24 protein-coding genes are annotated in these 24,093 nt (G+C 64.8%); 13 read left to right on the top strand and 11 right to left on the bottom strand.

Annotated features, from left to right (window positions below; genetic code table 11):
- Positions 1-57: 57 nt before the first annotated feature.
- From DV733_RS13875 to DV733_RS13865, 3 genes are read right to left on the bottom strand one after another with little or no spacing between them, the layout of a single operon-like run.
- Positions 58-753: an RNase P subunit p30 family protein gene (locus DV733_RS13875; protein WP_049992591.1), complete on the bottom strand. Its 696-nt coding sequence runs from the start codon at positions 751-753 to the stop codon at positions 58-60.
- Entirely contained in the window at positions 753-1,184 is a 432-nt protein-coding gene (locus DV733_RS13870; RefSeq protein ID WP_049992590.1) for an RNA-binding protein, read from the bottom strand. The genes DV733_RS13875 and DV733_RS13870 overlap by 1 nt, the downstream gene beginning before the upstream one ends.
- Before the next feature lie 9 nt (positions 1,185-1,193).
- The gene (locus DV733_RS13865) at positions 1,194-1,403 is read right to left on the bottom strand and encodes a hypothetical protein (protein ID WP_049992589.1); all 210 of its coding nucleotides are present in this window, start codon (positions 1,401-1,403) and stop codon (positions 1,194-1,196) included.
- A gap of 161 nt (positions 1,404-1,564) precedes the next feature.
- Here DV733_RS13865 and DV733_RS13860 point away from each other — a divergent pair, with 161 nt between their 5' ends.
- Complete coding sequence (locus DV733_RS13860) at positions 1,565-2,116, top strand: NUDIX hydrolase (protein WP_049992588.1); 552 nt, start codon at positions 1,565-1,567, stop codon at positions 2,114-2,116.
- Here the strand turns inward: DV733_RS13860 and DV733_RS13855 are convergent.
- From DV733_RS13855 to pyrB, 3 genes are all read right to left on the bottom strand, one after another.
- Positions 2,113-2,946, bottom strand: coding sequence for a hypothetical protein (locus tag DV733_RS13855; protein ID WP_049992587.1), 834 nt, complete (start codon positions 2,944-2,946; stop codon positions 2,113-2,115). The two genes, DV733_RS13860 and DV733_RS13855, sit on opposite strands and share 4 nt — an antisense overlap.
- A 195-nt stretch (positions 2,947-3,141) precedes the next feature.
- Positions 3,142-3,606 carry an aspartate carbamoyltransferase regulatory subunit gene (gene pyrI / locus DV733_RS13850; protein ID WP_049992586.1) on the bottom strand — a complete coding sequence of 155 codons (465 nt, stop codon included), beginning with the start codon at positions 3,604-3,606 and terminating at the stop codon, positions 3,142-3,144.
- A complete protein-coding gene (gene pyrB, locus DV733_RS13845; protein ID WP_049992585.1) occupies positions 3,603-4,517 on the bottom strand; it encodes an aspartate carbamoyltransferase in 915 nt (304 codons plus the stop codon). Before pyrB ends, pyrI begins: the two co-directional genes overlap by 4 nt.
- 164 nt (positions 4,518-4,681) lie before the next feature.
- On the opposite strand from pyrB, the gene DV733_RS13840 reads away from it, so the two are divergent.
- Entirely contained in the window at positions 4,682-5,311 is a 630-nt protein-coding gene (locus DV733_RS13840; protein ID WP_049992584.1) for an RAD55 family ATPase, read from the top strand.
- Between the two features lie 430 nt (positions 5,312-5,741).
- On the opposite strand, the gene DV733_RS13835 is transcribed toward DV733_RS13840, so the two are convergent.
- Complete coding sequence (locus DV733_RS13835) at positions 5,742-6,710, bottom strand: FKBP-type peptidyl-prolyl cis-trans isomerase (protein ID WP_049992583.1); 969 nt, start codon at positions 6,708-6,710, stop codon at positions 5,742-5,744.
- Positions 6,711-6,801: 91 nt separating this feature from the next.
- Between DV733_RS13835 and cyaB the strand changes: the two genes are divergently transcribed.
- From cyaB to DV733_RS13810, 5 genes are all read left to right on the top strand, one after another.
- The gene (gene cyaB, locus DV733_RS13830; protein WP_049992582.1) at positions 6,802-7,353 is read left to right on the top strand and encodes a class IV adenylate cyclase; all 552 of its coding nucleotides are present in this window, start codon (positions 6,802-6,804) and stop codon (positions 7,351-7,353) included.
- 59 nt (positions 7,354-7,412) lie between these two features.
- Entirely contained in the window at positions 7,413-8,615 is a 1,203-nt protein-coding gene (locus tag DV733_RS13825) for a methionine adenosyltransferase (RefSeq protein ID WP_049992581.1), read from the top strand.
- Positions 8,616-8,652: 37 nt separating this feature from the next.
- Entirely contained in the window at positions 8,653-9,834 is a 1,182-nt protein-coding gene (locus DV733_RS13820; RefSeq protein ID WP_049992580.1) for a tRNA sulfurtransferase, read from the top strand.
- Positions 9,835-9,886: 52 nt separating this feature from the next.
- A complete protein-coding gene (locus DV733_RS13815; RefSeq protein WP_049992579.1) occupies positions 9,887-10,402 on the top strand; it encodes a DUF5804 family protein in 516 nt (171 codons plus the stop codon).
- A 76-nt stretch (positions 10,403-10,478) separates the two neighbouring features.
- Positions 10,479-11,042 (top strand): hypothetical protein, encoded by a 564-nt coding sequence (locus DV733_RS13810; RefSeq protein WP_049992578.1) that lies wholly within the window; start codon positions 10,479-10,481, stop codon positions 11,040-11,042.
- A gap of 17 nt (positions 11,043-11,059) precedes the next feature.
- Here the strand turns inward: DV733_RS13810 and DV733_RS13805 are convergent, their stop codons facing one another.
- Positions 11,060-11,971, bottom strand: a complete 912-nt coding sequence (locus DV733_RS13805) for a PLP-dependent cysteine synthase family protein (protein WP_049992577.1) — start codon at positions 11,969-11,971, stop codon at positions 11,060-11,062.
- Positions 11,972-12,097: 126 nt separating this feature from the next.
- On the opposite strand from DV733_RS13805, the gene DV733_RS13800 reads away from it, so the two are divergent.
- The 3 genes from DV733_RS13800 to menD are packed head-to-tail and all read left to right on the top strand — an operon-like array spanning position 12,098 to position 18,097.
- Positions 12,098-14,929 carry a DEAD/DEAH box helicase gene (locus DV733_RS13800; protein WP_049992576.1) on the top strand — a complete coding sequence of 944 codons (2,832 nt, stop codon included), beginning with the start codon at positions 12,098-12,100 and terminating at the stop codon, positions 14,927-14,929.
- A gap of 47 nt (positions 14,930-14,976) precedes the next feature.
- Positions 14,977-16,323 carry an isochorismate synthase gene (locus tag DV733_RS13795; protein ID WP_049992575.1) on the top strand — a complete coding sequence of 449 codons (1,347 nt, stop codon included), beginning with the start codon at positions 14,977-14,979 and terminating at the stop codon, positions 16,321-16,323.
- A 16-nt stretch (positions 16,324-16,339) separates the two neighbouring features.
- Positions 16,340-18,097 carry a 2-succinyl-5-enolpyruvyl-6-hydroxy-3-cyclohexene-1-carboxylic-acid synthase gene (gene menD, locus DV733_RS13790; RefSeq protein ID WP_049992574.1) on the top strand — a complete coding sequence of 586 codons (1,758 nt, stop codon included), beginning with the start codon at positions 16,340-16,342 and terminating at the stop codon, positions 18,095-18,097.
- 177 nt (positions 18,098-18,274) lie between these two features.
- Here menD and DV733_RS17895 read toward each other — a convergent pair whose 3' ends face one another.
- Positions 18,275-19,201, bottom strand: coding sequence for a J domain-containing protein (locus DV733_RS17895; protein ID WP_049992573.1), 927 nt, complete (start codon positions 19,199-19,201; stop codon positions 18,275-18,277).
- 104 nt (positions 19,202-19,305) lie between these two features.
- Here DV733_RS17895 and DV733_RS13780 point away from each other — a divergent pair, with 104 nt between their 5' ends.
- From DV733_RS13780 to lwrS, 3 genes are all read left to right on the top strand, one after another.
- A complete protein-coding gene (locus tag DV733_RS13780) occupies positions 19,306-20,265 on the top strand; it encodes a 1,4-dihydroxy-2-naphthoyl-CoA synthase (RefSeq protein ID WP_049992572.1) in 960 nt (319 codons plus the stop codon).
- 428 nt (positions 20,266-20,693) lie between these two features.
- Positions 20,694-20,972, top strand: a complete 279-nt coding sequence (locus DV733_RS13775; RefSeq protein ID WP_049992571.1) for a 4a-hydroxytetrahydrobiopterin dehydratase — start codon at positions 20,694-20,696, stop codon at positions 20,970-20,972.
- Complete coding sequence (gene lwrS, locus DV733_RS13770; protein ID WP_049992570.1) at positions 20,972-21,385, top strand: LWR-salt protein; 414 nt, start codon at positions 20,972-20,974, stop codon at positions 21,383-21,385. Before DV733_RS13775 ends, lwrS begins: the two co-directional genes overlap by 1 nt.
- A 6-nt stretch (positions 21,386-21,391) precedes the next feature.
- Here the strand turns inward: lwrS and DV733_RS13765 are convergent, their stop codons facing one another.
- Together DV733_RS13765 and DV733_RS13760 are read right to left on the bottom strand one after the other, a co-directional pair.
- A complete protein-coding gene (locus DV733_RS13765; RefSeq protein WP_049992569.1) occupies positions 21,392-22,237 on the bottom strand; it encodes a phosphatase PAP2 family protein in 846 nt (281 codons plus the stop codon).
- Positions 22,238-22,275: 38 nt separating this feature from the next.
- Positions 22,276-24,003: an ABC transporter substrate-binding protein gene (locus tag DV733_RS13760; protein ID WP_161569359.1), complete on the bottom strand. Its 1,728-nt coding sequence runs from the start codon at positions 24,001-24,003 to the stop codon at positions 22,276-22,278.
- Positions 24,004-24,093 lie beyond the last annotated feature (90 nt).

Raw genomic sequence — 24,093 nt, 5'->3', positions numbered from 1 at the left:
ACTATAGACCATTATGTTTTTCGTTAGTTATGATTTCGACTACCAGAGGAGGTGAGATTAACGGTCGTCGTCGATGGAAACGCCCGGTTCGACGAACGAATCACTCTTGCGGGTGCGGTTTCGCTCAGCCAGTTTGCCCCACGCAGCAAGTCCGCGTTCGACAGTCGCGTCTTCGAAGCCGAGCACGTCACCGAGTGCCGTGAGGTCGCGCGGTGATCGCATCTGGAGATGGCTTCGGGGGTCGACACTGACGACGAACGGAGCACCGGCGTCGGCCAGCAGTTCCCGGAGTTTTCGGAGGTCGCGCAACGCCTGGACGCGTGCGCCGCCGTCAGCTCGGAGGACCCGTCGGAAGGAGAGTTCGACGTGGACGTCGTTTCGCGCCGCTGCTTTGGCTAGAACGTGATTGAAATCGCCGTCGCCAACCATCGGATGCGCCAGCACGTCGACAGCAGGTTGTTCGACTGCGAAGCGATTCATCGCGACGCTGCCGCCGTGGACGGCGAGGAAGGTCTTCGACTCGCGGTGATTGCCGACGAACCCGCTCGCCCGCGAGGGGTCGTCGGCTCTGACCTCGACGCCTTCGACGACGTCGATTCCGTATTCGTTGGCTATCGCCGACGCGTCGTACGCCGCGAGTGCGTCGCCGTGGTTGCGGACGACGATCCCCTCGTACCCGTACTCGCTCGCGGTTAGCGCCATCCGCGCGACCGTGCTGTCACCGTCGAGGTCGGCGTGGACGCCCTCGTACATCAGAGATCATCGAGCACGTCGCTCGCGTTCTCGACAGCTGCGTCTTTCGAGGCAGGATAGGCCTCGACTTTCGCACGGAACTTGATCCCGTCGCCGAGTTCGATCCGGCCGTTGAACGCTGCCTGTTTATCGAGCGTCAGAAACAGCTCGGTGTTGGCGGTGACTCGCTCGTCCAGTTCCGAGACGAGTCGTGCCTGCTCGTCGTCGGGCAACTCGCCCAGTCGATCGAGTACCCGCCGGACGTCGTCGGCGTTCTCTACGCGGGCAGAGAAGACGACGATCCGGTCGCCGTGATGGCCTTCGCTCTCGGTGCGCTGGACCTCGAACTCCTCGGGAAGCAGCGTCCGAAGTGCGTCTTCGACGCGTTTGTCGTCCTCCGTCGCGTAACAGAACGTCCGGAGGTCGACGTAGTGGAACGGGACCGACGACATCGACCGTCGCTATTCCTCGTCGGCGTCTTCGTCGTCTTCGTCCGGGGCGGCTTCGAGGTTGTCCTCGGGGACGCCCTGCTCCTGGCCGTCCTCGAAGCTGACGATGTAGTTCGCGTCGCCGAACATCGTCTCGATCTTCTGGGTGACCGTCCCCGTCTCGCCGTCGAAGTCGCTGTGCTCGTCGTGCAGGATGACTCTGTCGTCTTCCTCGAAACTCATAGGTTCGGGTACTCCCGTCCCGCTCAAAAAGGGACTGATTCGCCACCGGGTCGAAGACTTATACTTCATACCCCCATACTGGCTGGTATGATTACCGCTCAGTTCGCCCCTCCGGACTGCTGTCACCGGCCACAGACACCGACCCGCCCCGATCGTCAACGATGACGGCCGTCGACAATCTGTGGTATCTCGCCGACGAAGCCGACCAGCAGGCCGAGCGAACCTACCACCGCCTCCAGTCTGCGCACGCGGACGTCACCGGATTCACCAAGACGCGGTGGGTCTCGCGGCCACGCTTCCGGACGATCGCCCAGCGGATCGGCGACAACGGCCTCCCCTACGGCTCGCACGTGCTCGTGACTCGCGACAGTGGCGACCTCCTGCTCGTCCGCCACCGCGACGTCGACATGTGGGTCCTGCCCGGCGGTGAGGTCGACGGCAGCGAGACTTTCGAGAGTGCCGCTCGGCGCGAACTCATCGAAGAGGCGGGCATCCCGGCGACGTTCGAAGGGCTCGCGCTCCTCGGACGCGTCGAATTCCACGGGGACGGCCACACGACCTGGGGCGTGCTGCCCATCTACGAAGGGAGCGCCGACGCGACAGATCTCTCGGTCGAGGATCCGGACGGTGAGATCGTCGACGCTCGGTGGTTCGACACGCTTCCCGACGACACGCGTGATCGGAGCGTTCTCCAGTCCTGGCGCGAGGATTAGGATTCGTCCGGACGGTGGGTGACGCCGTCGCGGTCGTCGGCAGAGCGGCGTCGGATCGCCACTCTCGCAGTACTCGCGTCGTAGCCATAGCATACGTCGTCGGCATAGGTTTCGGCAACTCTCGTAGCGTTGATCAGTGCATCCACGTCCACGTCGACCGCGTAGAGTTCGACAGTCAGGCGAGCGTCGAGCAAATCCGCGAAGCCACTCGCCAGTGACTCCAGCCAGTAGGTCGTCCCGTAGCTGGTGTCGTACAGCGGGACGACGAACTCCTCGACCAGCGGCTCGATCGCGTCGAGGTCGATCCCGCTCCGCTCGTAGAGATGGCCCGGATAAGGGTCGGGATGGAGTGCGAGGATCAAATCACCCGGGACGCGCTCGCGAGCGTCGGCGACGAACTCGGTGATGACCGCAGCGCGCCACTGCCCGCGGTCGTCGAACTCGCTGTCGGCGAAGGCGTCGTTACAGCGCTCGCAGTGACAGTACTCTCCGCGGGGAAACCCGACATCGTCCAGACGGACGTCGCCGCTGGCTGCGCCTGCGTCGGCGATCATCTCCAGCAATCCCTCACGATAGGGCTCGTGCGTGGGGCAGATGTGGGACCAGTCGAAGTAGGGGCGCTCGCGCGTAGCGGATTCACCCTCGCGCGAGCGAGCGAGGACATCTGGTTGTTCGCGCGCCGCAGCGTTGTCGGCGAAACACGAGAGCGTGTTGATCCCCTCGCTGACGGGATCGCTAGCGCGACCGCTGACCGACTTACATTCGTAGAAAGCGCGGTCGAACTCCGACCACGTCAGTTCGGGTTCGTTCCGCGTGACGACGCCGACCATGATCGAGTTCGTGGCCGCGTCGTCAAATCAGTCACGTTCGAACGACGATACGACAAGCCCCTCACAGCGGCAGGCTACTCTTTGACGACGAGCTTGTACGCGAGTGCGAGGGCGAGCAGGGCGAACAGTAGCTTCACTTTCGTCGACATCACGTAATCCAACGATTCCCCCGGACAAAACCTTTCCCCTCGGCGGTCAGCCAGCCAGGATGTGCGCGGCGAGGTCTTCACGGATGATCGTATCGCAGTAGGTGCACCTGACGCCCTCGTCCAGGACCTCGAAGTGTGAGTCGACCGGCTCGCTCTCGGTCGTGATACAGTGCTGGTTCGGACACTCTAGCACGCCGATCACCTCCTCTGGGCGGTGGACGACGTGTTTGTCGACGACGTCGTACTCGCGGATGATGTTGATCGACGCCGCCGGCGCGACCAGCGAGAGGACGTCGAGTTCGTCCTCGCTCAGCTCGCGACCCTCGACTTTGATGATGTCTTTCGTTCCGAGTCGATCGCTCGGGGCGTTCATCACGATGCTGATCGGCTCGCCGTCAGTGCCGTCGATCCCGAGGATCGCCAGGACGTTCAGCGCCTGTCCGCCCGCGATGTGGTCGATGACGGTACCGTTGCGAATCTTGCTGACGCGGAGTTTCTGGTCGTCGCTCATGAGTCGTCCTCCAGTAGCAGGTCGAGCAGTGCCATCCGAACCGGGACGCCATTATGTGCCTGCTCGAAGAAGGTGGCGTAGTCGGTACCGTCGATGTCGTGATCGATCTCGTCGACGCGCGGTAGCGGGTGCATCACCGACAGATCGTCGCTGGCAGCTTCGAGCGTCTCGGCGTCGATCTGGTACTCGCCCGCGACCTTCTGGTACTCGTTCTCGTCGGCGAACCGTTCCTTCTGGATCCGGGTCACGTACAGCACGTCCAGCGTCGGCAACACCTCCTCGAGTTCCGTGTGTTCCTGAATCGTCGCGCCGGCCTCGTGGAGATCGTACCGGACCGACCGCGGCAGACGGAGACTCTCGGGACTGATGAAGTGCTGATGGGCGTCGAAGTTCGTCAGCGCGTGTGCCAGCGAGTGCACCGTCCGCCCGTACTTCAAATCACCCATGACTCCGATCGTCAGATCGTCCAACCCCGCGTTCTCCCGGATCGTATAGAGATCCAGCAGCGTCTGCGTCGGGTGCTGTCCGGCACCGTCGCCGCCGTTGAGGAGTGGGACGTCGACGAACTCGCTTGCCATCTTCGCCGAGCCCTCGCTGGGGTGGCGAAGCACGAGCGCGTCGGCGTAGCCCTCGACGACCCGGACAGTGTCTGCGAGGCTCTCGCCTTTCTTGACGCTGGAGTACTCGACCGGTCCCATGTCCACGACGTCGCCGCCGAGTCGCTTGATCGCCGCCGTGAAACTCATCTTCGTGCGCGTACTCGGCTCGAAGAACAACAGGCCCAGCAACTTCCCGGCGTGGCGATCCCCGTATGCCGACGGGTCCGCGGCGATGTCGGCAGCTCGGTCCAGCACCTCCTCGATGTCCTCTCTGGAGAGCTGTTTCGGACTGATAATGTGGTCGTGCCGCATCGACCGTATCCCCGCGGCGAACGCTCTTGAATCTCCCGACACAGTTCCAGACACATCACATTCTCCATACGAACCAGATGTTTCGGGTTGACAGGTCTGCCTGCTGTCGAATTCGATACGAGCACAATATTTAATCACATGCAACTATAACCATCCTACGATACATGCAGGATCGGCTCCGGACCGGGATCGACGTCCTCGATCGCAAGCTCGATGGGGGGATCCCGGCCGGCAGTATCGTCGTCTTGAACGCCAACCCGGCGAGTCAGGCAGAGCTGTTTCTGTACGAACTCACCGCGACGCGCGGGACGCTCTATCTCTCGCTCGATCGGTCGGAACAGGCCATCCGCGACAGCCTCTCGAACTCCCCGACCAACACCGGCGAGCCTACGGTCAGGCACGTCTCCGGGGAAGCACCGCTGGACAACGCCTCGAAACTGGTGAGCGCGCTCCCAGAGACATCGAATCTGATCATCGATCCGCTGAACGTCCTCGAAGAGCAAGAACCGCCGTCGCGGTTCCGTTCGTTCATGAACGACCTCCAGAATCACATCTTCAACACCGGCAGCCTTGCCGTGTTACACTGTCTGGACGGCCGGTCGGTCCCGCCGCTGCGTGACACCACCGAGCACTTCGCGGACGTCATCTTCAACATGGACACGCGGATCCAGGGCGACGAGGTCGAAAACCAGCTCGCGATCCCGAAATTCCGTGGCGGGCGCGCGCCGACCAACGTCATCAAGCTCAACCTCGTCGAAGAGGTCTCCATCGACACGAGCCGGGATATCGCCTAGCCACTTTTTGCTGCGTCGGGTCTCGCACTCGCGCCTGTCGGCGCGAGGCGGACCACTCAAGCGCAAAAACTTGGGGAAAAAGGCCGCGAGCGTGCGGTAGCGCGCTCGCGGTGAAACGCGCCGAAGGCGCGTATGCTACTTCGCAACTGCCCCCAACCGCACAGCAGTCCTGATCCATCTGAGTGAGTATCTCTCAGGGCTTTCGACCGCTGAAATGCGCGACACCGCTGAGAGGTCGCGATTCGGACTCGATTCAAATTTCCAGCAGTTCGAACTGTAGCTATCGACCGAAGCATACGCCGAACGAAGTGAGGCGTTTCACCGGATGCGAGGTCGAAGACCGAGCATCCGGCCTTTTTGGATCGCTAAAGTTTTTGCACGAGCGGTTCGAGCGCGCCGGAGGCGCGACTCGAACCCGAGTGGAAAAAGTTTAGTCTTCCAGTTCTTCGACGATCTCGTCGGCGTCGATATCCTCGTCTTCGAGATCCATGTCCTCGACGGCCTCTTCGATGTCGACGTCGCCGCCGCCCATACCGCCCATCATGCCGCCCATGCCGCCCATCATGCCGCCACCGCCGATCTCCTCCTGGACGATGATGCGGTCGACATCGAGCTGCTGGGTGAGCTGCTGGGCGATCTGCTGTTTGCCCATCATCCACTGCTGGTTCATCGTGAGCTGCGGCGTCGCCTCGATGTAGAGGGTGTCCTTCTCGACCTCCACCGTTTCAGTCTCGGGCTCGGCGTCCTCGTCGTCCTCGTCGGGTTCGACGAGCTGCTCTTCCTCGACGGTGTCGGTCTCGAACCAGACGTCGAGTTCCATGTCGAGGAACATCTCGATGAGGCCGCTGGCTTTCTCCTCGCGGTCCTCGATCTCGCGGAGGATCTCGTACTCGTACTCGATGTCCTCGCCCGCGAGCGGGTGGTTGAAGTCGACGCGTGCGCGGCCGCCGATGATCGTCTCGACGTGACCGTGCTCGCCGCCGACGTCGACGTGCGCACCGGGGTAGCGGTCGTCTTCGGGGATCTTGTTCGCGCTCACGGTGCGGACCTCTTCCTCGTCGTACTCGCCGAACGCTTCCGCTGCGGAGACGACGACGGTCCCGGAGTCACCGACGTCCTTGCCGACGATGTCGTCTTCGACGGCCTGGAAGATGTGGCCCTGCCCCAGCACGACCGTGCGCGGACCGAACTCCTGGTCCTCACCGACGCCCTCTTCCTCGGCGACCTCGGGGTCGGTCGTGTCCACGAGCTGTTCGCCTTCGACGGTCCAGGCGGTGTAATCGAGTTCGACGAAATCGCCGCGCTGGAGTCCCTCGCTCTCTTCATCGGCCGTCTCGTTCTCGACGTCTTCTTCGACGTCGTCCACGTCGGCCTCCTCGGCCTCGGATTCGTTACTCATAGTTCGTCTGTCCCTCTTTGCACTCTTAAGGACAACGTTTCGTCGCGCGGACGAACGGGCGACTTTTGTCCCGGGCCGCCGACCCCCCGGTATGTACGAAGTCGAGGTGAAGGTCGAAGCCGACCTCGAAGCCGTCCGCCAGCGACTCGACGAGCTCGGGGCCGAACACGTCGACAGCGTCGAACAGGTCGACACCTACTACGACGCACCCCACCGCGATTTCGCGGCGACAGACGAGGCATTCCGCGTCCGTGAGGAGACTGTTGGAAGCGATACCGAGACGCGGATCACCTACAAGGGACCGCTCGTCGAAGCCGACTCCAAGACCCGCGAGGAGTTCGAGACGCGCGTCCACGACGGCGAAGTCATGCGATCGATCGCCGAGTCGCTGGGATTCGATCCTGCGGCGACCGTCCGTAAAGAGCGTGAGCGATACGCAATCCGAGAATTCATCGTCACGCTCGACCGCGTCGACGGCGTGGGCGAGTTCGTCGAAGTCGAGACTGCCGTCGAAACCGAAGGCGAGGTCGGGCCCGCCCGCGAGCAGGCGTTCGACCTCCTGCGGGACCTCGGACTGGATCCCGACGAGCAGACCCAGACCTCCTATCTTGGCCTCCTCCTCGCTGGGGATACCCAGGAGTAATCAGACGAACGCGAAAAGTTTCCGTAAGTTATAGAGCACCGGGCGGCCAAGCGGTGGTAATGAGTCAGCGGAACATTCGCGTCAAAGCCACAGGAGAAAGCGCAGTCGAAGACCAGGACGTCGAGATCGTCGAGCGAAAGGGGATCGGCCACCCGGACTCGATCTGTGATGGCGTCGCAGAGAGCGTCTCGCGCGCACTCGCACAGGAGTACCTCGACCGCTACGGGACGGTCCTGCACTACAACACCGACGAGACCCAGCTCGTCGCCGGGACGGCCGCGCCCGCCTTCGGCGGCGGCGAAGTTCTCGACCCGATCTATCTCCTCGTGGTCGGCCGCGCGACCAAGACCTACGAGGGGCAGCGCTTCCCCGCCGAATCGATCGCGCTCGAAGCAGCGCGAGACTACCTCGACGAGACGTTCCCCGATCTGGACGTCGGCAAGGACGTCATCGTCGACGTCAAACTCGGCGAAGGCAGCGGTGACCTCCAGGAAGTCTTCGGCGAGGAGGGGACGGTCCCCATGGCCAACGACACCTCCTACGGCGTGGGTCACGCACCGCTGACCGAGACCGAGCAGATCGTGCTCAACACCGAGCGCTCGCTGAACGGTCAGTACGGCGATGAGAACCCCGCAGTCGGCCAGGACGTCAAGGTCATGGGCAAGCGCGAGGGCGACCACATCGACGTGACCGTCGCTGTCGCGATCATCGACCACTACGTCCAGGACATGGCCGACTACCGCGACGTGATCGAGGGCGTTCGTGAGCACGTCACCGAACTCGCAGGCGAGTACACCGACCGCGACGTGACGGTCCACGTCAACACGGCCGACGACTACGAGGACGGTGCGATCTACCTCACGACCACAGGGACCTCTGCCGAGCAGGGCGACGACGGCTCCGTGGGCCGAGGCAATCGCGCGAACGGTCTCATCACGCCGAACCGTCCGATGAGCATGGAAGCCACCTCCGGGAAGAACCCCGTCAACCACATCGGGAAGATCTACAACCTCCTCTCGACGGAGATCGCCCACTCCGTCGCCGAACAGGTCGAGGGTATCCGCGAGGTGCAGGTCCGGCTACTCAGCCAGATCGGTCAGCCGATCGACAACCCCCACGTCGCCGACGCACAGCTCGTGACCGAGGAGGGCGTCTCCGTGGGCGACGTCGAACGTGAAGTCGAGGCCGCCATCGACGAGGAACTGGCGAACATCACCGACGTCACGAAGAACGTCATCGAGGGTAAGCTCTCGACCTTCTAACGACACGGCTTTACACGCCAGTCGTCAACCCTGGGCCATGCACCCGCCGGGAGCCGAGACCATCGTCGTCCGACACGGTGAACTCGGCGTCAAGAGCGATCAGGTCCGTATCAAGATGGAGCGCCAGCTCCAGGGCCACATCGAGTGTCTCCTTGAGGACCGTGACATCCCGGGGCGGGTTCGGACCGAGCGCAACCGCCTCTACGTCGAGACCGACCCGGAGCACATCGAAGTTGCGACGGAAGCCGCGACCGACGCCTTCGGCGTCGTCTCGGCAAGCCCCGCGGTCAAGATCGAGCCGGCACTCGAACCCATCTTCGACGCGATGGAACGGACGACCGAAGCCTGCTACGACGGTGGAACCTTCGCCGTCGACGCTCACCGGGCCGGCGGTGACGAGATCCACGACTTCGACAGCCGCGACCTCGAACAGGACGGTGGCCAGCGCGTCGGCGAGACGATCGATCGTCTCGGACACGACCCTGTCGCTGACCTGGACGATCCCGACTGTACTGTGTTCGTCGAGGCTCGCCCCGAGAAGGCTTTTATTTTCGTCGAGAAGCGTTCGGGGCCGGCCGGGCTGCCGCTCGGCAGCCAGCAGCCACTCGTCGCCCTCCTCTCGGGCGGCCACGACTCGCCCGTCGCCGCCTGGGAAGCCATGCGCCGCGGCTCGCCCGTGATTCCCGTCTACGTCGACCTCGGCGAGTACGGCGGCGTCGACCACCGCGCCCGCGCCGACGTGGCTGCCGACCGCCTCGCCCGACTCGCGCCCCAGTACGACATGCACCTGCGCGTCCTCGACTTCGGTGACATCGTCGCGGATTTGATGCGCGAGGTCGAGGCGACGCGGATGCTCTCACTTCGGCGGGCCATGCTCGCTGCCGCCGAACGAGTCGCCGAGGACCACGACGCCGTCGGGATTGTCACCGGCGAGGCCGTCGGGCAGAAGTCGAGTCAGACGACCGCCAACATCGCCGTGACCGACGCCGCTGTCGACCTGCCGGTCCACCGGCCCCTCCTGACGCGGGACAAGACCGACATCATGAACCAGGGCCGGGAGCTGGGAACCTACGAAGATTCGTCGATCCAGGCCGGCTGCAACCGAGTCGCCCCCTCCTATCCCGAGACAAACGCCTCCATCGAGCAGGTCGAGTCGGCCGAACCCGACGGGCTGCTCGACCGCGCGCGATCGGCTGCCGTGCGGTCGTTGCAGGAGTGACGCACGGAATCGAGCGAAATCGCTTTCCCGCGGGGTTGCGTGGGTCCACTCGATGACGCGGGTCTGCCTGCTCGGCGACGAGGACGTGAACCTCCAGTACGAACTGCTCTCCCGCGAAACCTCCCGGAACGCGCTGGCGACCTACGACCTCAGGGAGCCCTACGACAACGCCGTCGCACTCGAGACCGTCAGTCTCGGCGCGGCCGTCTCGCTGCTGAACGACCTCAACTGGTATCTGGTCCGGTTCGTCGACGACGTGCTCGTGCTCGAACCGAGCGTCTCCGAGGACGAGTGGCTCTCTCGTGACGTCGCGACCGCTGTGCGGGACAACGAACTCACCGCCGAAGAGACCGAGCGGTTCCTGAAGATCTACGGCGTCGCCCAGCAAGGGACGAGCGGTGGCGACGATGGGGACGAGCGAGCCGACGAGGAGATCGAGCAGGATCGGCCACCGAAGCTTGTCGAGCCTATGTTCGTCACGCGCACGGGCCCCGAACTGCCGGAGTACGATCTGCGCGACGTCGAAGAGACGGTGAGAGTTCGCGTGACGAAAGCCGAATTCGAGTAAGTCGCCTCTCTCGAGTGTCGACGGCCACGAATCGACCCAATACGTTTTGAGCCTGGGAGCCACCACTACGGGTACGATGGAGCCCGTGCCATGGGAGACGGCTGATCGAGACCCCGAAGACGTCATCCCTCGCTCGCAGACGCGGAACACGCGAGCGGCGAACTCGCACAAGCGTCGGACGTGGTACGGGATCGGCTCGCTCGCGGTCGTCGAAAAGAGCTGGTTCGGCCGGACGCTCGACGACCTCGTGAGCGTCTACGCCGACATTTCGGTGTTCAGCCTCCCCGTGCTCGTGTACGTCTGGGTGACCCACCCGTTCGTGGACCAGCCACTGACCGCTCCGACGCTGGCAGCGTGGTTTGCGATGGTCGGCGTCGCGACACTCCTCCGGGGCGGCTGGATCACGCCCCTCGGCTCGGAGACGCTCGGGTGGGTGTCGACTCGCTACTCGCTGCTAGCGCTCCGAGCACTCTACTACAACGCGACGCTGCTGGTCGCGATCTACGGGGGGCTGGCGGTCGAAGCACTCCTCGGCGGCCCGGGTATCGCTGTCGCCTGTGCCGCCGCGGTCGGAATCGCTGCCACGTTGGTGTTTCCGACGGTCGCAGACGTCTGCTATTATCGGCTGCTCGGCGACTGATCGCGACTCGACGCCCCCTACGCTTCGAACATCCCGGTCGACATGTAGCGCTCGCCAGAATCCCAGAAGACCGTCACGACCAGCGGCTCTTCTTCCGCATCCAGATCAGCAATCTCCGCTGCAACGTCGCGCGCGACGACCCCCATCGCGCCCGAGGACTGCCCGACGAAGATTCCCTCTTCGCGTGCGAGTCGCCGGCACTCGTCTTCGGCCTCCTCGACGTGGACGGTTTCGATCTCGTCGATCAGGTCGACGTCGAGATTTTCCGAGACGAACCCGGGACCCATCCCCTGGAAGTCGTCGTCGCCGGCTTCGCCGGTCGAGAGAACGGCGTTGTCGGCGGGTTCGACGCCGACGACGGTCATCTCGGGGAACGCCTCTTTCAGGCGGCGGCCGGTCCCGCTGATCGTCCCGCCAGTGCCGATCCCGGCGACGAAGGCGTCGATGGTCCGGTCGCCGATCTGGTCGAGGATCTCGGGCCCGGTCGTCTCGTAGTGCGCGCGGGGATTCGCGGGGTTCTCGAACTGGCGCATCTGGACCATGCCCTCCTCTTCTTCGAGACGGTCGGCCACCTCGCGGGCCCTGGTCATGTCACCGTCGATCAGGTGCAGATCCGCGCCGTAGGCCTTCATGATCTGGCGGCGCTCGACGGACTTGTCCTCGCCCATGACGATGGTGATGTCGTAGCCTTTCGCGGCGGCGACCATCGACAGGCCGATCCCGGTGTTACCGCTCGTCGGCTCGACGATGCGGTCGCCCGGTTCGAGCTCGCCAGCTTCCTCGGCGGCTTCGATCATGTACTTCGCCGGGCGGTCCTTCGCGGAGCCGCCGGGATTGAACGACTCGATCTTCGCTGCGACTGTCACGCCCTCGGGGCCGTCAATCTCGACGAGGGGCGAGCCAAGCGTCTCGACGATGCTCGATTTCACTGGATGAACGTAGGACCTCGTCGTTACTTACCGGTGTGGGTCTCCGGCAGCGTGTGCCGTCTCCGGTGACACGCTCGATCGGCCGCGACCGCGCCGCTTAATCGGCTCAAGCCCCAATTCGTCCCGATGGCAGAGCCAGCGGCCGACGGCGCGGCGGCCTTCACCGAACTCGGTGAGGCTCTCCGAGACGCGCTGTCCGAACGCGGCTTTCAGACGCCCACCGAGCCACAGCGCCGCGCGATTCCACCCATATCGCAGGGCCAGAACGCACTCGTCGTCGCCCCCACGGGGACAGGGAAGACCGAGACGGCGATGCTGCCTGTGCTCGATTCCTTGGAGGGAGAGGATCGGTTCGGGATCGGCGCGCTGTACGTCACCCCGCTACGAGCCTTGAATCGCGACATGCGCGAGCGCCTTGAGTGGTGGGGCCAGACACTCGATCTCGACGTCGACGTCCGCCACGGCGACACCACGGACTACCAGCGCAGCAAGCAGGCCGACGACCCGCCGGACGTGCTCGTGACGACGCCCGAGACGCTGCAGGCGATGTTGACCGGCTCGAAGTTGCGGCGAGCGCTCGAAGATGTCGACCACGTCGTCGTCGACGAGGTCCACGAACTCGCCGCGGCCAAGCGCGGGGCACAACTCACGGTCGGGCTGGAACGCGTCCGCGAACTCGCCGGGCCGTTCCAGCGGATCGGCCTCTCGGCTACGGTAGGCGATCCGAAAGAAGTCGGGAAGTTCCTCACCGGAAACCGGGGCTGTCACATCGCCGAGGTCGACGTCGGGAGTCGACTGGATATCGAGGTCCGCGAGCCCGAGATCACGGCGGAAGACGGTCGTCTCTCGGGGAAGCTGATGACCGACGACGCAGTGGCCAGTCACGTCCGGGCGATCGACGAGATCATCGACGACCACGACTCGACGCTGGTGTTCGTCAATACTCGCCAAACAGCCGAGGCACTCGGCTCGCGATTCAAAAAGCTGGGAACCGACATCGGCGTCCACCACGGCTCGCTCTCGAAGGAGGCCCGTATCGAGGTCGAAGACCAGTTCAAAGCGGGCGAACTCGACGCGCTCCTCTGCACGTCCTCGATGGAACTGGGGATCGACGTCGGTCGCGTAGAGCACGTCGTCCAGTACAACAGCCCCCGCGAGGTGCGGCGACTCCTCCAGCGCGTCGGGCGAGCGGGCCACCGCCGTGATCTGGTCTCCTCCGGGACGGTGATCACGACGCGGCCCGACGACACGCTCGAAGCGCTGGCGATCGCCCGCCGCGCGACCGCGGGCGAGGTCGAAGACGCCGCGATCCACCACGGCAGCCTCGACACCGTCGCCAACCAGATCGCCGGTCTCGTCATGGACTTCGGCGAGATTCGGGCGATGGAAGCATACGACATCCTCACCCGGGCCTACCCCTTCGCCGAGGTCAGCGAACACGACTTCAAGCAAGTAGTGAGGGAACTGGCCGGCAACGACGTGCTCTGGCTGGACGAGGAGCGTGACACCCTGGAGAAGCGACGCGGGACCTGGCAGTACTTCTACCAGAACCTCTCGATGATCCCCGACGAGGCCACCTACAGCGTCGAGGACATGGCCTCCGGGAACCAGATCGGGACGCTCGACGAACGGTTCGTCGTCAACTTCGCCCAGCCCGGCGAAATCTTCATCCAGCGCGGGGAGATGTGGCGGATCACCGAGATCGACGAGGAAGAGGAACTGGTGCAGGTCACGCCCGTCGCCGACCCCGGCGGCGAAGTCCCCTCCTGGGTCGGCCAGGAGATCCCTGTCCCCTTCGCGGTCGCCCAGGAAGTGGGCGAGATACGGGACGTCGCGGGGACGCAGCTCCGGGGTGGCGCGACGCCCGAGGCCGTGGCCCGGGACCTCCGTCGGCGCTACCCGGCCGACGAACACACGATCACGGCGGCGCTCGACCCGATCGACCGCCACGAAGCGCCGCTGCCGACCGACGACCGCATTCTCGTCGAGTTCAGAGGCCGGGAAGTCGTCATCAACGCCCACTTCGGCCACACCGTCAACGAGACCCTCGGCAGACTGGTCTCGGCCATGCTCGGCCAGCAGACCGGCTCCTCGGTGGGGATGGAGATCGATCCCTACCGGATCGAACTCGAAGTACCGGGCGGGATCGCGGCCCGTGACGTCGTCGACGTCCTCGAAGACACTGATCCCCAGCATTTAGAAGCGATCATCGAACTGAGTCTGAAGAACGCCGACGTCCTGAAGTTCAGGCTGGCCCAGGTCGCCACGAAGTTCGGGGCGCTCAAGCGCTGGCGCGGGAAGGGCAGCGGTCGATTCGGCCGTGATCGTCTGCTCGCCGCGCTGGAAGACACGCCGATCTACGACGAAGCCCTGCGGGCCGTGCTGCACGAGGAACTCGCGGTCGAGGCCGCCAGCGAGACCCTCGAGCAGATCCAGTCGGGCGAGATCGACGTCGAGACGATCGGCGAGCGGACGCCCATCGGCCGCGGCGGTCGCTCGGGCGGGCAGGAACTGCTCGCGCCCGAGAACGCCGACGCGAGCGTCGTCCAGACCGTGCGCGAGCGAATCCAGAACGACCGCGTGATCCTCTTCTGTCTGCACTGCCAGGACTGGAAATCCCGCCGCACAGTCAAGAGCGTCAGCGACCAGCCCGAGTGTCCACAGTGTGGCTCGACACGGATCGCCGCACTCAATCCCTGGGCCGACGAGGTCGTCCAGGCAGTCAAAGCCGACGAGAAAGACGACGAGCAGGAGAAACAGACCGAGCGCGCCTACCGGGCGGCCAGTCTCGTCCAGAGCCACGGCAAGCGAGCGATCATCGCGCTCGCGGCTCGCGGTGTTGGCCCGCACAACGCAGCCCGGATCATCAACAAACTCCGTGAGGATGAGGACGACTTCTACCGGGATATTCTGGCTCGCGAGCGCGAGTACGCGAGGACGAAGTCGTTCTGGGAGTAGCCCGGATTTGCCAGCAGTTAAAACGCCGGAGGCCTAAGCAGGAGGAGATGGAAACACTGCGCGGGGACGAGGCCGTCGGGACGGCGTCGGATCTCACCGTCGTGGCGCGCAGTCACGAACTCGACGACGTGGATCACGCAGCCCTGCTCGCCGAGGTATCGCGGCCGAGCGTCGTCTGGCGCGACGGCGAGGAGGCCGTCGTGACGACGGGCGCGACCGCGTCGATTACCGCCAACGGACCCGATCGCTTCGCGACCGTGCGCGAGACGGCGACGGCGCTGTTCGACCGCCTTCGGACGCCGGCCACACCACAGCCAGCACGCCCGCGCCTGTTCGGTGGCTTCGCCTTCCACGACGGGGCGGCCGACCGCGGGCCGAGCACCTGGGACGGCTTTCCCGACGCCTGGTTCGTCCTCCCGACCGTGCAGGTCACGACCAGCGGCGACCGGTGCTGGCTGACAGTGACGGCGACCGGGCCCGACGCCGACCGGCAGGCGACCGACCGGCTCGAACGCTGGCGCGAGCGCCTCTCTGACCTTCCGACCCACGAACCGACTGGCCGACCGGGGATCGTCGATCAACACCGGACACCCTCGCGGGAGGACTGGCGCGAACAGGTCGAAGACGCCGTCGCCGACATTCGCTCGGGAACACTCCGAAAAGTCGTGCTCGCACAGTCGCTGTCGGTCGGTCTCGAACGTCCGCTGTCGATTCCGGACGCGCTCTCGCGACTGGACACCCGGTATCCCGACTGCGTCCGGTTCGCCGTCACGACCGAGTCCGAGGCGGCCGGGACGCTGTTCGGGGCGACCCCCGAGAAACTCGTCTCGCTGTCCGGACGCACGGTCCAGACCGAAGCACTGGCCGGATCGACGGGCCGCGGCGAGACGCCAGCCGAAGACGAGTGGCTGGGCGAGGAACTGCTCGACAGCGACAAGGACAATCACGAACACGATCTCGTGGTCGAGGCGATCCGCGATCAGCTAGATCCAGTCGCGTCCAGTGTCCAGACCGGCGATCGAATCCTTCGTCGGCTCGCCACGGTTCAACACCTCCAGACGCCGATTCGCGCGACGCTCGAATCCGACAGGCACGTCCTCGATCTGGTCGAGGCACTCCACCCGACGCCGGCGGTGGGTGGCCTCCCGCCGGACGCCGCCCTGGAGACGATCAAGTCCACCGAGGCGTTCGACCGCGGCTGGTACGCGGCACCAGTCGGCTGGATGGACGCCGCGGGCAACGGCACCTTCGCCGTCGCGATCCGCTCGGCGCTGGCCCGCGAGCGGACGGCCTCGCTCTTTGCCGGTGCCGGGATCGTCCACGACAGCGACCCCGACCGCGAGTGGGACGAGGTGCAACTGAAGTATCGCCCGATGCTCGACGAACTCGAATGACGGTGAGTGGCTACCGATGACGGCACCGAATCGTGCGACGCTCTGGGGCGAGACGCTGGCCGAGGAACTGCTCGCCGCAGGCGTCACCGGAGTCTGTCTCGCGCCCGGCAGTCGCTCGACGCCGCTGACCACCGCCTTCGCCGCACGTGATGACGTCGAAGTCTTCTCACATCTGGACGAGCGCTCGGCGGCCTTCTTCGCGCTCGGGCGATCCCGACGGCTGGGCGAACCGACGGCGCTGGTCTGTACCTCCGGGACGGCAGCCGCGAACTTCCATCCCGCTGTGATCGAGGCCAACCAGTCGCGAGTCCCACTGATCGTGCTGACGGCCGACCGCCCTTCCGAATTGCAGGACAGCGGCGCAAATCAGACGATCGACCAGGAGAAGCTCTACGGCGACGCGGTCAGGTGGTACCGGACCCTGCCAGAGCCGAAACCCGAATCGCGCGCGTTGCGGTCGTTACGTGTCAGCGCCTGCCGCGCAGTCGAGCGCGCGGCTGGGACGCCACCAGGACCGGTCCACCTGAACGTTCCGTTCGCCAAGCCCCTGGAACCGACAGAGGTCGAGGACGACATCCCCGAGACCCTCGATGCGGACGCGCCGCTCGGCTCGACGGGACGAGACGGCCCGTTCGTCCGGCTCTCGCAGGGCCGGCCGACGCTCGATTCGACCACGCTCGACAGGCTCGCTGCCGACCTCTCCGGGATCGACCGTGGCTTGCTCGTCGCTGGTCCCGCTAACGCGCCGACGCCCGCCAGAGAGTCGCTGGCCGCGCTGGCGGAGGCGACTGGCTGGCCGGTGCTGGCCGACCCACTCTCGGGCCACCGATTCGGCCATGAGCCCCACAGCCACGCCCAGATTTGTGGCGGCTACGACTCGTATCTCGACGCCGCCGGAGACTGGCCCGACCCCGAAGTTGTCCTGCGTTTCGGAGCCTCACCCACGTCGAAAGTCATGCGACAATACCTCCGCGATCACGCCGCCCAGCAGTTCGTCGTCGATCCCGCAGGCGGGTGGCGCGAGGCCGAATTCACCGCGACGGACCTGATCACCGCCGATCCGACGTGGCTGGCCGAGCGACTGGCGACGCGGCTCGACAGCCCCCGAGCAGACGGCTGGCTCGCCCGTTTTCGCACCGCTGAACAGGAACACTGGAACCACGTCACAGACGCCGTCGACACCGAGCACTTCGAGGGGGCAGTCCTCTCGACGGTCGCGCGTGGCGCGCCCGATCCTGCGACGATTATGGTCTCCAACAGCATGCCCGTCAGGGATCTCGACCGCTTCGGAGAGCCGCGAGGAGCCGACTTGACGGTGCTCGGCAACCGCGGGGCAAGCGGGATCGACGGGATCACCAGTACAGCGCTCGGCGCAGGGAGCGCGACGGACGATCCGCTCGTGCTCGTTCTCGGAGATCTGGCGTTCTACCACGACATGAACGGGCTGCTGGCGGTCCAGCGCTGTGGTGTCGACGCGACGATCGTGCTCCTGAACAACGACGGCGGCGGGATCTTCCACATGCTCCCGATCGAGGAGTTCGATCCCCCCTTCACCGAGCACTTCAAGACGCCCCACGGGATCGACTTCGAGCCTGTCGGTGATCTCTACGGACTCGAATACGCCGTCCTCGACGATCTGGAAGGCTTCGAGACGGCCTATCGAGAGTCACTCGGCAGTGCTGGAACCCAGATTCTGGAAGTCAGGTTCGACGCCGAGCAGAGCCATCGGGTCCGTGAGCGTCTCCACGATCAGGTCTGCGGTGCTGTCGAATAGCGCCACCGTCAGGGGGAGGTCTACAGGCGGAGCAGGCCGAGTGCCTCGGGGTCGTACGGAAATCGAAGATTTCCGTGATGGGCGTGGGACGAAGTCCCACGAACCTGCGAACGGCGCAAGCGCCGTGAGCAGATGACGAGAATCGGAGATTCTCGAACCACTTGACCCCGAGGCGGTTCACCACCGCAACACTTCGTAAGTGAGTACCGTGAGCCCGAACGGGAACCACGTCGACAGCAGGACGATCAATCCGACGGGTGACAGTGGACTCACGCCGCTTGCGACGAGTCCGACTGTTCCCAGAGCCGTCCAGCCGCCGAAGACGTAGACACCGACCTCCGGCATCGACGTCAAGTAAGCGATCAAAATCAGGGTACAGGCACCGACGATGAGATTGACGATGAGCGGAAACGAAGGGAACAGGCTGGAGAACACCAGTGCAGGATAGCAGACGAACGCGGAGATGAGCAACACGAGCGACTGGCCTGGCGGGAACAGTCGGCTGCTGTGGACGCCGCTTCGATCCTGTTCGTTCCTGACGGCGTGACTGCCGCTGGTCGCCCAGCCCACCGGGCCACCGACGTTGTTCGTCGCCCCCCCATCGACCGTCGCCCCGCCGGCCGCGGTTCCACCGCTGGACGTCCCGCCTTCGTTGCGGACGCCGGACGCCCCCGCTGCTTCTCTGGCTCGACGTCGGCGTTCGCGCTGGCGCCGTTTCTCGGCTGCCTCCTCGTCGCGCCAGTCGCCTCTGCCGGCCCAGGTCGTCCCTTCCCCGCTCGATTTGGTCCAGTCGGTCTCGGCCGCCTCGCTCGACGCAGACGACGTGTCGGTCGCAGCCGCGGTAGAATCGTCGTCCCCCCAGTCGGCGTCCATCGTCGTCTGTCGAACGTAGCTCTGGTGACCGAGCTGATCGTAGCGCGCTCGCTCGTCTTCGTCGGTCAGCACGTCCTTGGCCTCGATTACTTTCTTCGTCCGCTCCTCAGCGTCATCGGCGTCGCTGACATCTGGATGTGTCTCCTTGATCCGGTCGCGATAGGCCTCGGTGATCGCCTCGGCGTCGGCGTCGGGAGACACACCGAGGACGTCGTAGAACGTCTCTGCCATGCTAGGGTGCGGGGGTTGTACTCACAGTAGCTACCCTGCCCAAATAAAGCCAGTGCCCTCGGCGTGACGGGGGACTTTTTGACCTGCCGTCCCTCAACCGCCCTATGGTCTCTGAGCTCTTCGATTCCGACCGCTGGGACCCCATCGAGCGGTTCGACTTCACCGACATCACCTACCACCGCGCCCGCGAGGTCGGCGCGGTCCGCATCGCCTTCGACCGCCCTGCCGTCCGCAACGCCTTCCGCCCCGAGACCGTCGACGAACTCTCGACCGCACTCGATCACGCCAAGCGCCAGACCGACGTGGGGTGTGTCCTGCTGACGGGGAACGGCCCCTCGCCGAAAGACGGCGGCTGGGCCTTCTGTGCGGGTGGCGACCAGTCGATTCGTGGGGAGTCTGGCTATGAATATAGCGAGTCGCCTGGCGACTCCGAAAAGCCGAGCGGGGAGCGTAGCGACCCGAGAGGCAAGCGAGACGAGGGCCCCGACAACCCCGACGCCCCCGAGAACGTGGGTCGGTTGCACATCCTGGAAGTCCAGCGCCAGATCCGCCACATCCCAAAGCCCGTCGTCGCCGTCGTCCCGGGCTGGGCCGTCGGCGGCGGTCACTCGCTACACGTCGTCTGTGACCTCACCCTCGCCAGCGCCGAGCACGCGAAATTCCTCCAGACCGACCCCGACGTGGCGAGCTTCGATTCGGGATTCGGATCGGCCTACCTCGCCAAACAGATCGGCCAGAAGAAAGCCCGCGAGGTGTTCTTCCTCGGGAAGACCTACTCCGCCGCGGAGGCAGCCGACATGGGCATGGTCAACGAAGCCGTCCCGCACGAGCGCCTCGAAGACGTCGCCCTGGAGTGGGCCGAGACGATGACCAGCAAGTCCCCGACCGCCATGCGCATGCTCAAGTACGGCTTCAACCTCACCGACGACGGTATGGTCGGCCAGCAGGTCTTCGCGGGTGAGGCGACCCGCCTCGGCTACATGACCGACGAGGCCAAAGAGGGTCGCGACGCTTTCAACGAAGGGCGCGAGCCCGAGTTCGACGAATTTCCCTGGCACTTCTAGGTACCACTTTTTACTCCTCGGGTGTCCTCGCGCGCTCCACGAAGCGCGCTGCGGCACCCTGCGTCTGCTCACGGGCGCGCAGCGCCCGTTCGCATGGTATGCGAGAGCTCCGCTCTCGCACTATCGCAAAAACTTGGGGAAAAAGGCCGGAATCGCCATGGTGGGCGATTCCGGGGGTCTGCGGAGTGCAATGACGCAGACGCCGTCAGAGCTGTGCTCTGACGGAAAAACACGCCTTCGGCGCGTACGTCCGTCTCTGCAGCAGGCCTGCCCTCCCCCGGGTCGCGCGCTGAAACGCGCTCCCGGCCACCGCAATTGTGAGTCGAGGCTCACGATTCAAACGTGATCTGACTCCTCTCGCCCCGACCCAGCCTCCTCCGACTGCCGCGGGGCCAATCTATTTTCGGCTGGCAGACGAGTTTCGGTACATGAGCGATCTGCTCACAGACGACGAGATCGAGGCACAGCTACCCGAGGGCTGGGAACGAAAGGGCGAGGAGATCGTCCGAGTCTTCGAGTTCGACTCCTATCTGCCGGGCGTCGGGTTCGCCTCGGCAGTCGGCGGCCTCGCAGAAGACGCCTGGCACCATCCGGAGATCACGATCACCTGGGGCGAGGTCGAGGTCCGACTCACGACCCACGACGCCGGCGGCATCACCGAGAAGGACATCGATCTCGCCGAGCGCTGTAACGGCATCTACGACTGATGAGCAACCGAGACGTCGACGGCGACGCTTCCGACCACTCTGGGAGTGCCCGCTACGTCTTCGGCGTCCGCTTCCGACTCGAACCCGACGACCCCGCGGTGGCAGTCGATCCCGCGACCTTCGAGACCACACTCTCGCGGGCAGCGGACCCGCCCGGCGAGGAGGGGTGGCGCTTCTTCCAGCACAACCTCTGGCGGGGCGAACTCGGCGACGAGGCGTTCATGCGCGCGGAGGCCGAGGCTGCGCTGGGGGTGGCCGTCGAGTCGATCGACTTCCGGGAGCTACGAACTGACGAGGCGTATCTCGACGCACTGAAAGGCGAGATCGAGGGCGACCTCGAGCAGTTCAACGCCGACAGCGTGAGCGAAGTGCTCAACAAGTATCTCGGAAGCTCGATCCACGTCCGGGAGTGAGGGCGCTCAGATCGGGAGTCGGTTCCGAAGGGTTTCCCACCACTCCCGGCTGGCGCTGACACCGCGCTCGAAGTGGTCGTCAAGCCGGACCGCACCGTAGACGCTGATGGCCGCGAGACCGGCCCCGGCGAGCACGTCGACCCCCCAGTGGATTCCGAGGTACATCGTCGACAGACAGACCGAGAGCGCGATCGGAATCGCGATCGGGGCCCAGCGAGGGTAGAGATCACGCGTCATAACGGCGAGCGTGGCGACCGTCACCGACAGCGAAGTGTGCAACGACGGAAAGACGTTCGTGTTGGTGTTGACCTCGGAGGTGAGAAACTGTGCTTGCGGCCAGAACGAGTACAGGATCCCCTCGCCGATCAGATAGTTCCGAGGGCCATAGGCGATAAACAGGATGTAACAGACCAGCCCGATGACGTAGTTGAGTATGTACGCCAGGATCAAGAGACGAAGGGGCTTCGTCCGGTCGGCGAGCGCGTAGGCGACGATCGGGAACACGAGCAGGTACGCGTAGCCGTAGACGTAGATGGCCGAGAAGTACGTCGTCGCGGTGGAGGTCTGAAACGTCTGGAGCCAGGCGACGAACGTACCCTCGATCTCGAAGATGACCGGGCTGAGATGGAAGCCGATCGCCCACTGGACCACCGTGCCGACTTCCCGAAGGGCGCTCGTGAATCCGAGCACGATGCCCAGAAATACCAGATACGGAGCCACGATGCGCAACTGCGTGAAAAATTGCTGGCGCGTCCGGGGAAACCGACTGAAACCGACGACCGCCCCCAGCGATACCGCTACCGCCAGGGCGACGACCGCCGCAACTTGCGTCAATACTTCGAACAGTGCCATCGATCGAATCTACTCATATAGTTGGCAGACGATCGATCTCAATAAACCAATCGACCGTCGTTCGTGTACTGGAACCCGGCGTCCTCGAAGTACTGTTTCGCCCGTTCGACGTCGAACTCGCCACCGCTCCCAGCGAATGGTACTTCCGGATCACTACCGTTCCAGGCCAGCGACGACGGAATCCACTCTGCGTCAGTCACGGGTGTGGTCAGCGGGTCAGCGTGCCCGTCGAAGGTCGATTCGACGATATCACCCTTGTCGAACAGTCGAGCGATCGCACGCCGAAAGCCCGGATTCTGGAGCGGCCGTCGACGGGCGTTGAATCCGACGTGGTACACCGTCCGCGAGGGAGACGTCACCAGATCGACAGCCGATTCGTTCCGGACGTTCGAGATGACGTCGTTGCCGAGCTTCGGAACGGTCGCGTCGACGTCACCGTCAGTGAGCAACGAGAGCCCGGCGAGATCGGACGGAACTACCCGGAACCGGAGTGAGTCGAACGCCAGCGGACCGAACCGCTCGAACAGGGCAGTCCCTTCTCGATTCATCGGATGGTCGCTGTTTCGGGTCAGAACGAGCGACTCCTCGACTGTTCGGCTCTCGAACGCCAGTGTCCCAGCCCCGACCGGGTCAGGATTGTCCCAGGTGACGGCCTGTGTCAATCCGGTCGACTCGTCGACGACGTCGGTTCGCGACTCCCAGACGTGTTCCGGAAGCAGCGGCGCTGTCAGTACAGTCCGTGCGACAGCAGGCGCAGCGTCGACCGAGATCCGGACCGTCTGATCGTCCAGGACGTCCACGGCGTCGACCAGACTCGATTGTCTTCGGAACCGCGGGGCGGGATGGCGAGTCTCGCCAGTTCCCATCGCCGTGTCGTTCAGGAACCGATAGGTGAATTGCACGTCCGCGGCGGTGAGGGCCTCGCCGTCGTGCCAGGTGAGATCCGGATGGAGTTCTAGACGGATCTCGCGAGCCGACTCGTCGATCGACCACGACTGCGCGAGCCACGGACGTATCTGCCCGTCGTAGTACCTGCCGAGCGGGTCGTACAGATACGCCGTCAGCGCGTCGAACTCGCTAAACGTCGGGAGGAGAGGATTGAGTCGTTCGGTCAGGATCTTCTCTACGGCCGTCATCCGCAATCGTCCCTCTGGGGAGCGCCCCGGTGCCGGATCGAGCGCGAGCAACCACAGCGGATCCCTGGCCCTAACCCGATCCCAACCCTCGAACCGGTTTCGCCTGACCGCCGCGATCGCCGTATCCGAAAGCAGCGGCACGATCGGCTGTTCACCTGTGATAGCAGTTAGCGCGTCCTGAATCGTCTCACGGCGCTGCTGGCCCGATTGATAGCGCTGGGCGTCGAGCAGCGAGTCGCTTCCCTGATCGGTAAATCCGAAGGGATTCTGCCAGCCGACTCCGTTCGAGTACGACGACTGGAACGTGGTCCGAAGATAGTCGGGGTCCCGGTCGGCGGCCATCGTGCCGATATAGACGTCGAAATCGCGGTTCGTCAGAACCTTTTTACGGAGTTGGTCGGTCGGTGTCAGCAGAAAGTCCGTCGCGATACCGACCGCTTCGAGGCGGTCGACCAGTGTTCTCGCGATGGCGGTCAGACGGGCGTCTGCGTCTGCGGGAACAGTGACGATTTCGAGTGATACTTGCTCGCGAGAGGAGCCACCGAAGAACCGCTCGATCGTCTCGACGCAGCCACTGGAGAGTCCACTCGCTGCGAGCGCACCACCGGCGAGTGCGCGCCGACGCGTCAAACCGTGTCGCGGAGATGATTCGGCGTCCATGGGAGGGTAAATGATATGGCCAGCTACGGGGTCGGTGACGGCCGTAGTGCCCTACGTCGT

The sequence above is a fragment of the Halapricum salinum genome (genome assembly GCF_004799665.1).
Lineage (GTDB): Archaea > Halobacteriota > Halobacteria > Halobacteriales > Haloarculaceae > Halapricum > Halapricum salinum.
Note: the sequence above shows the minus strand (reverse complement) of the source record. Positions and strands in the feature narration are given on the sequence as shown.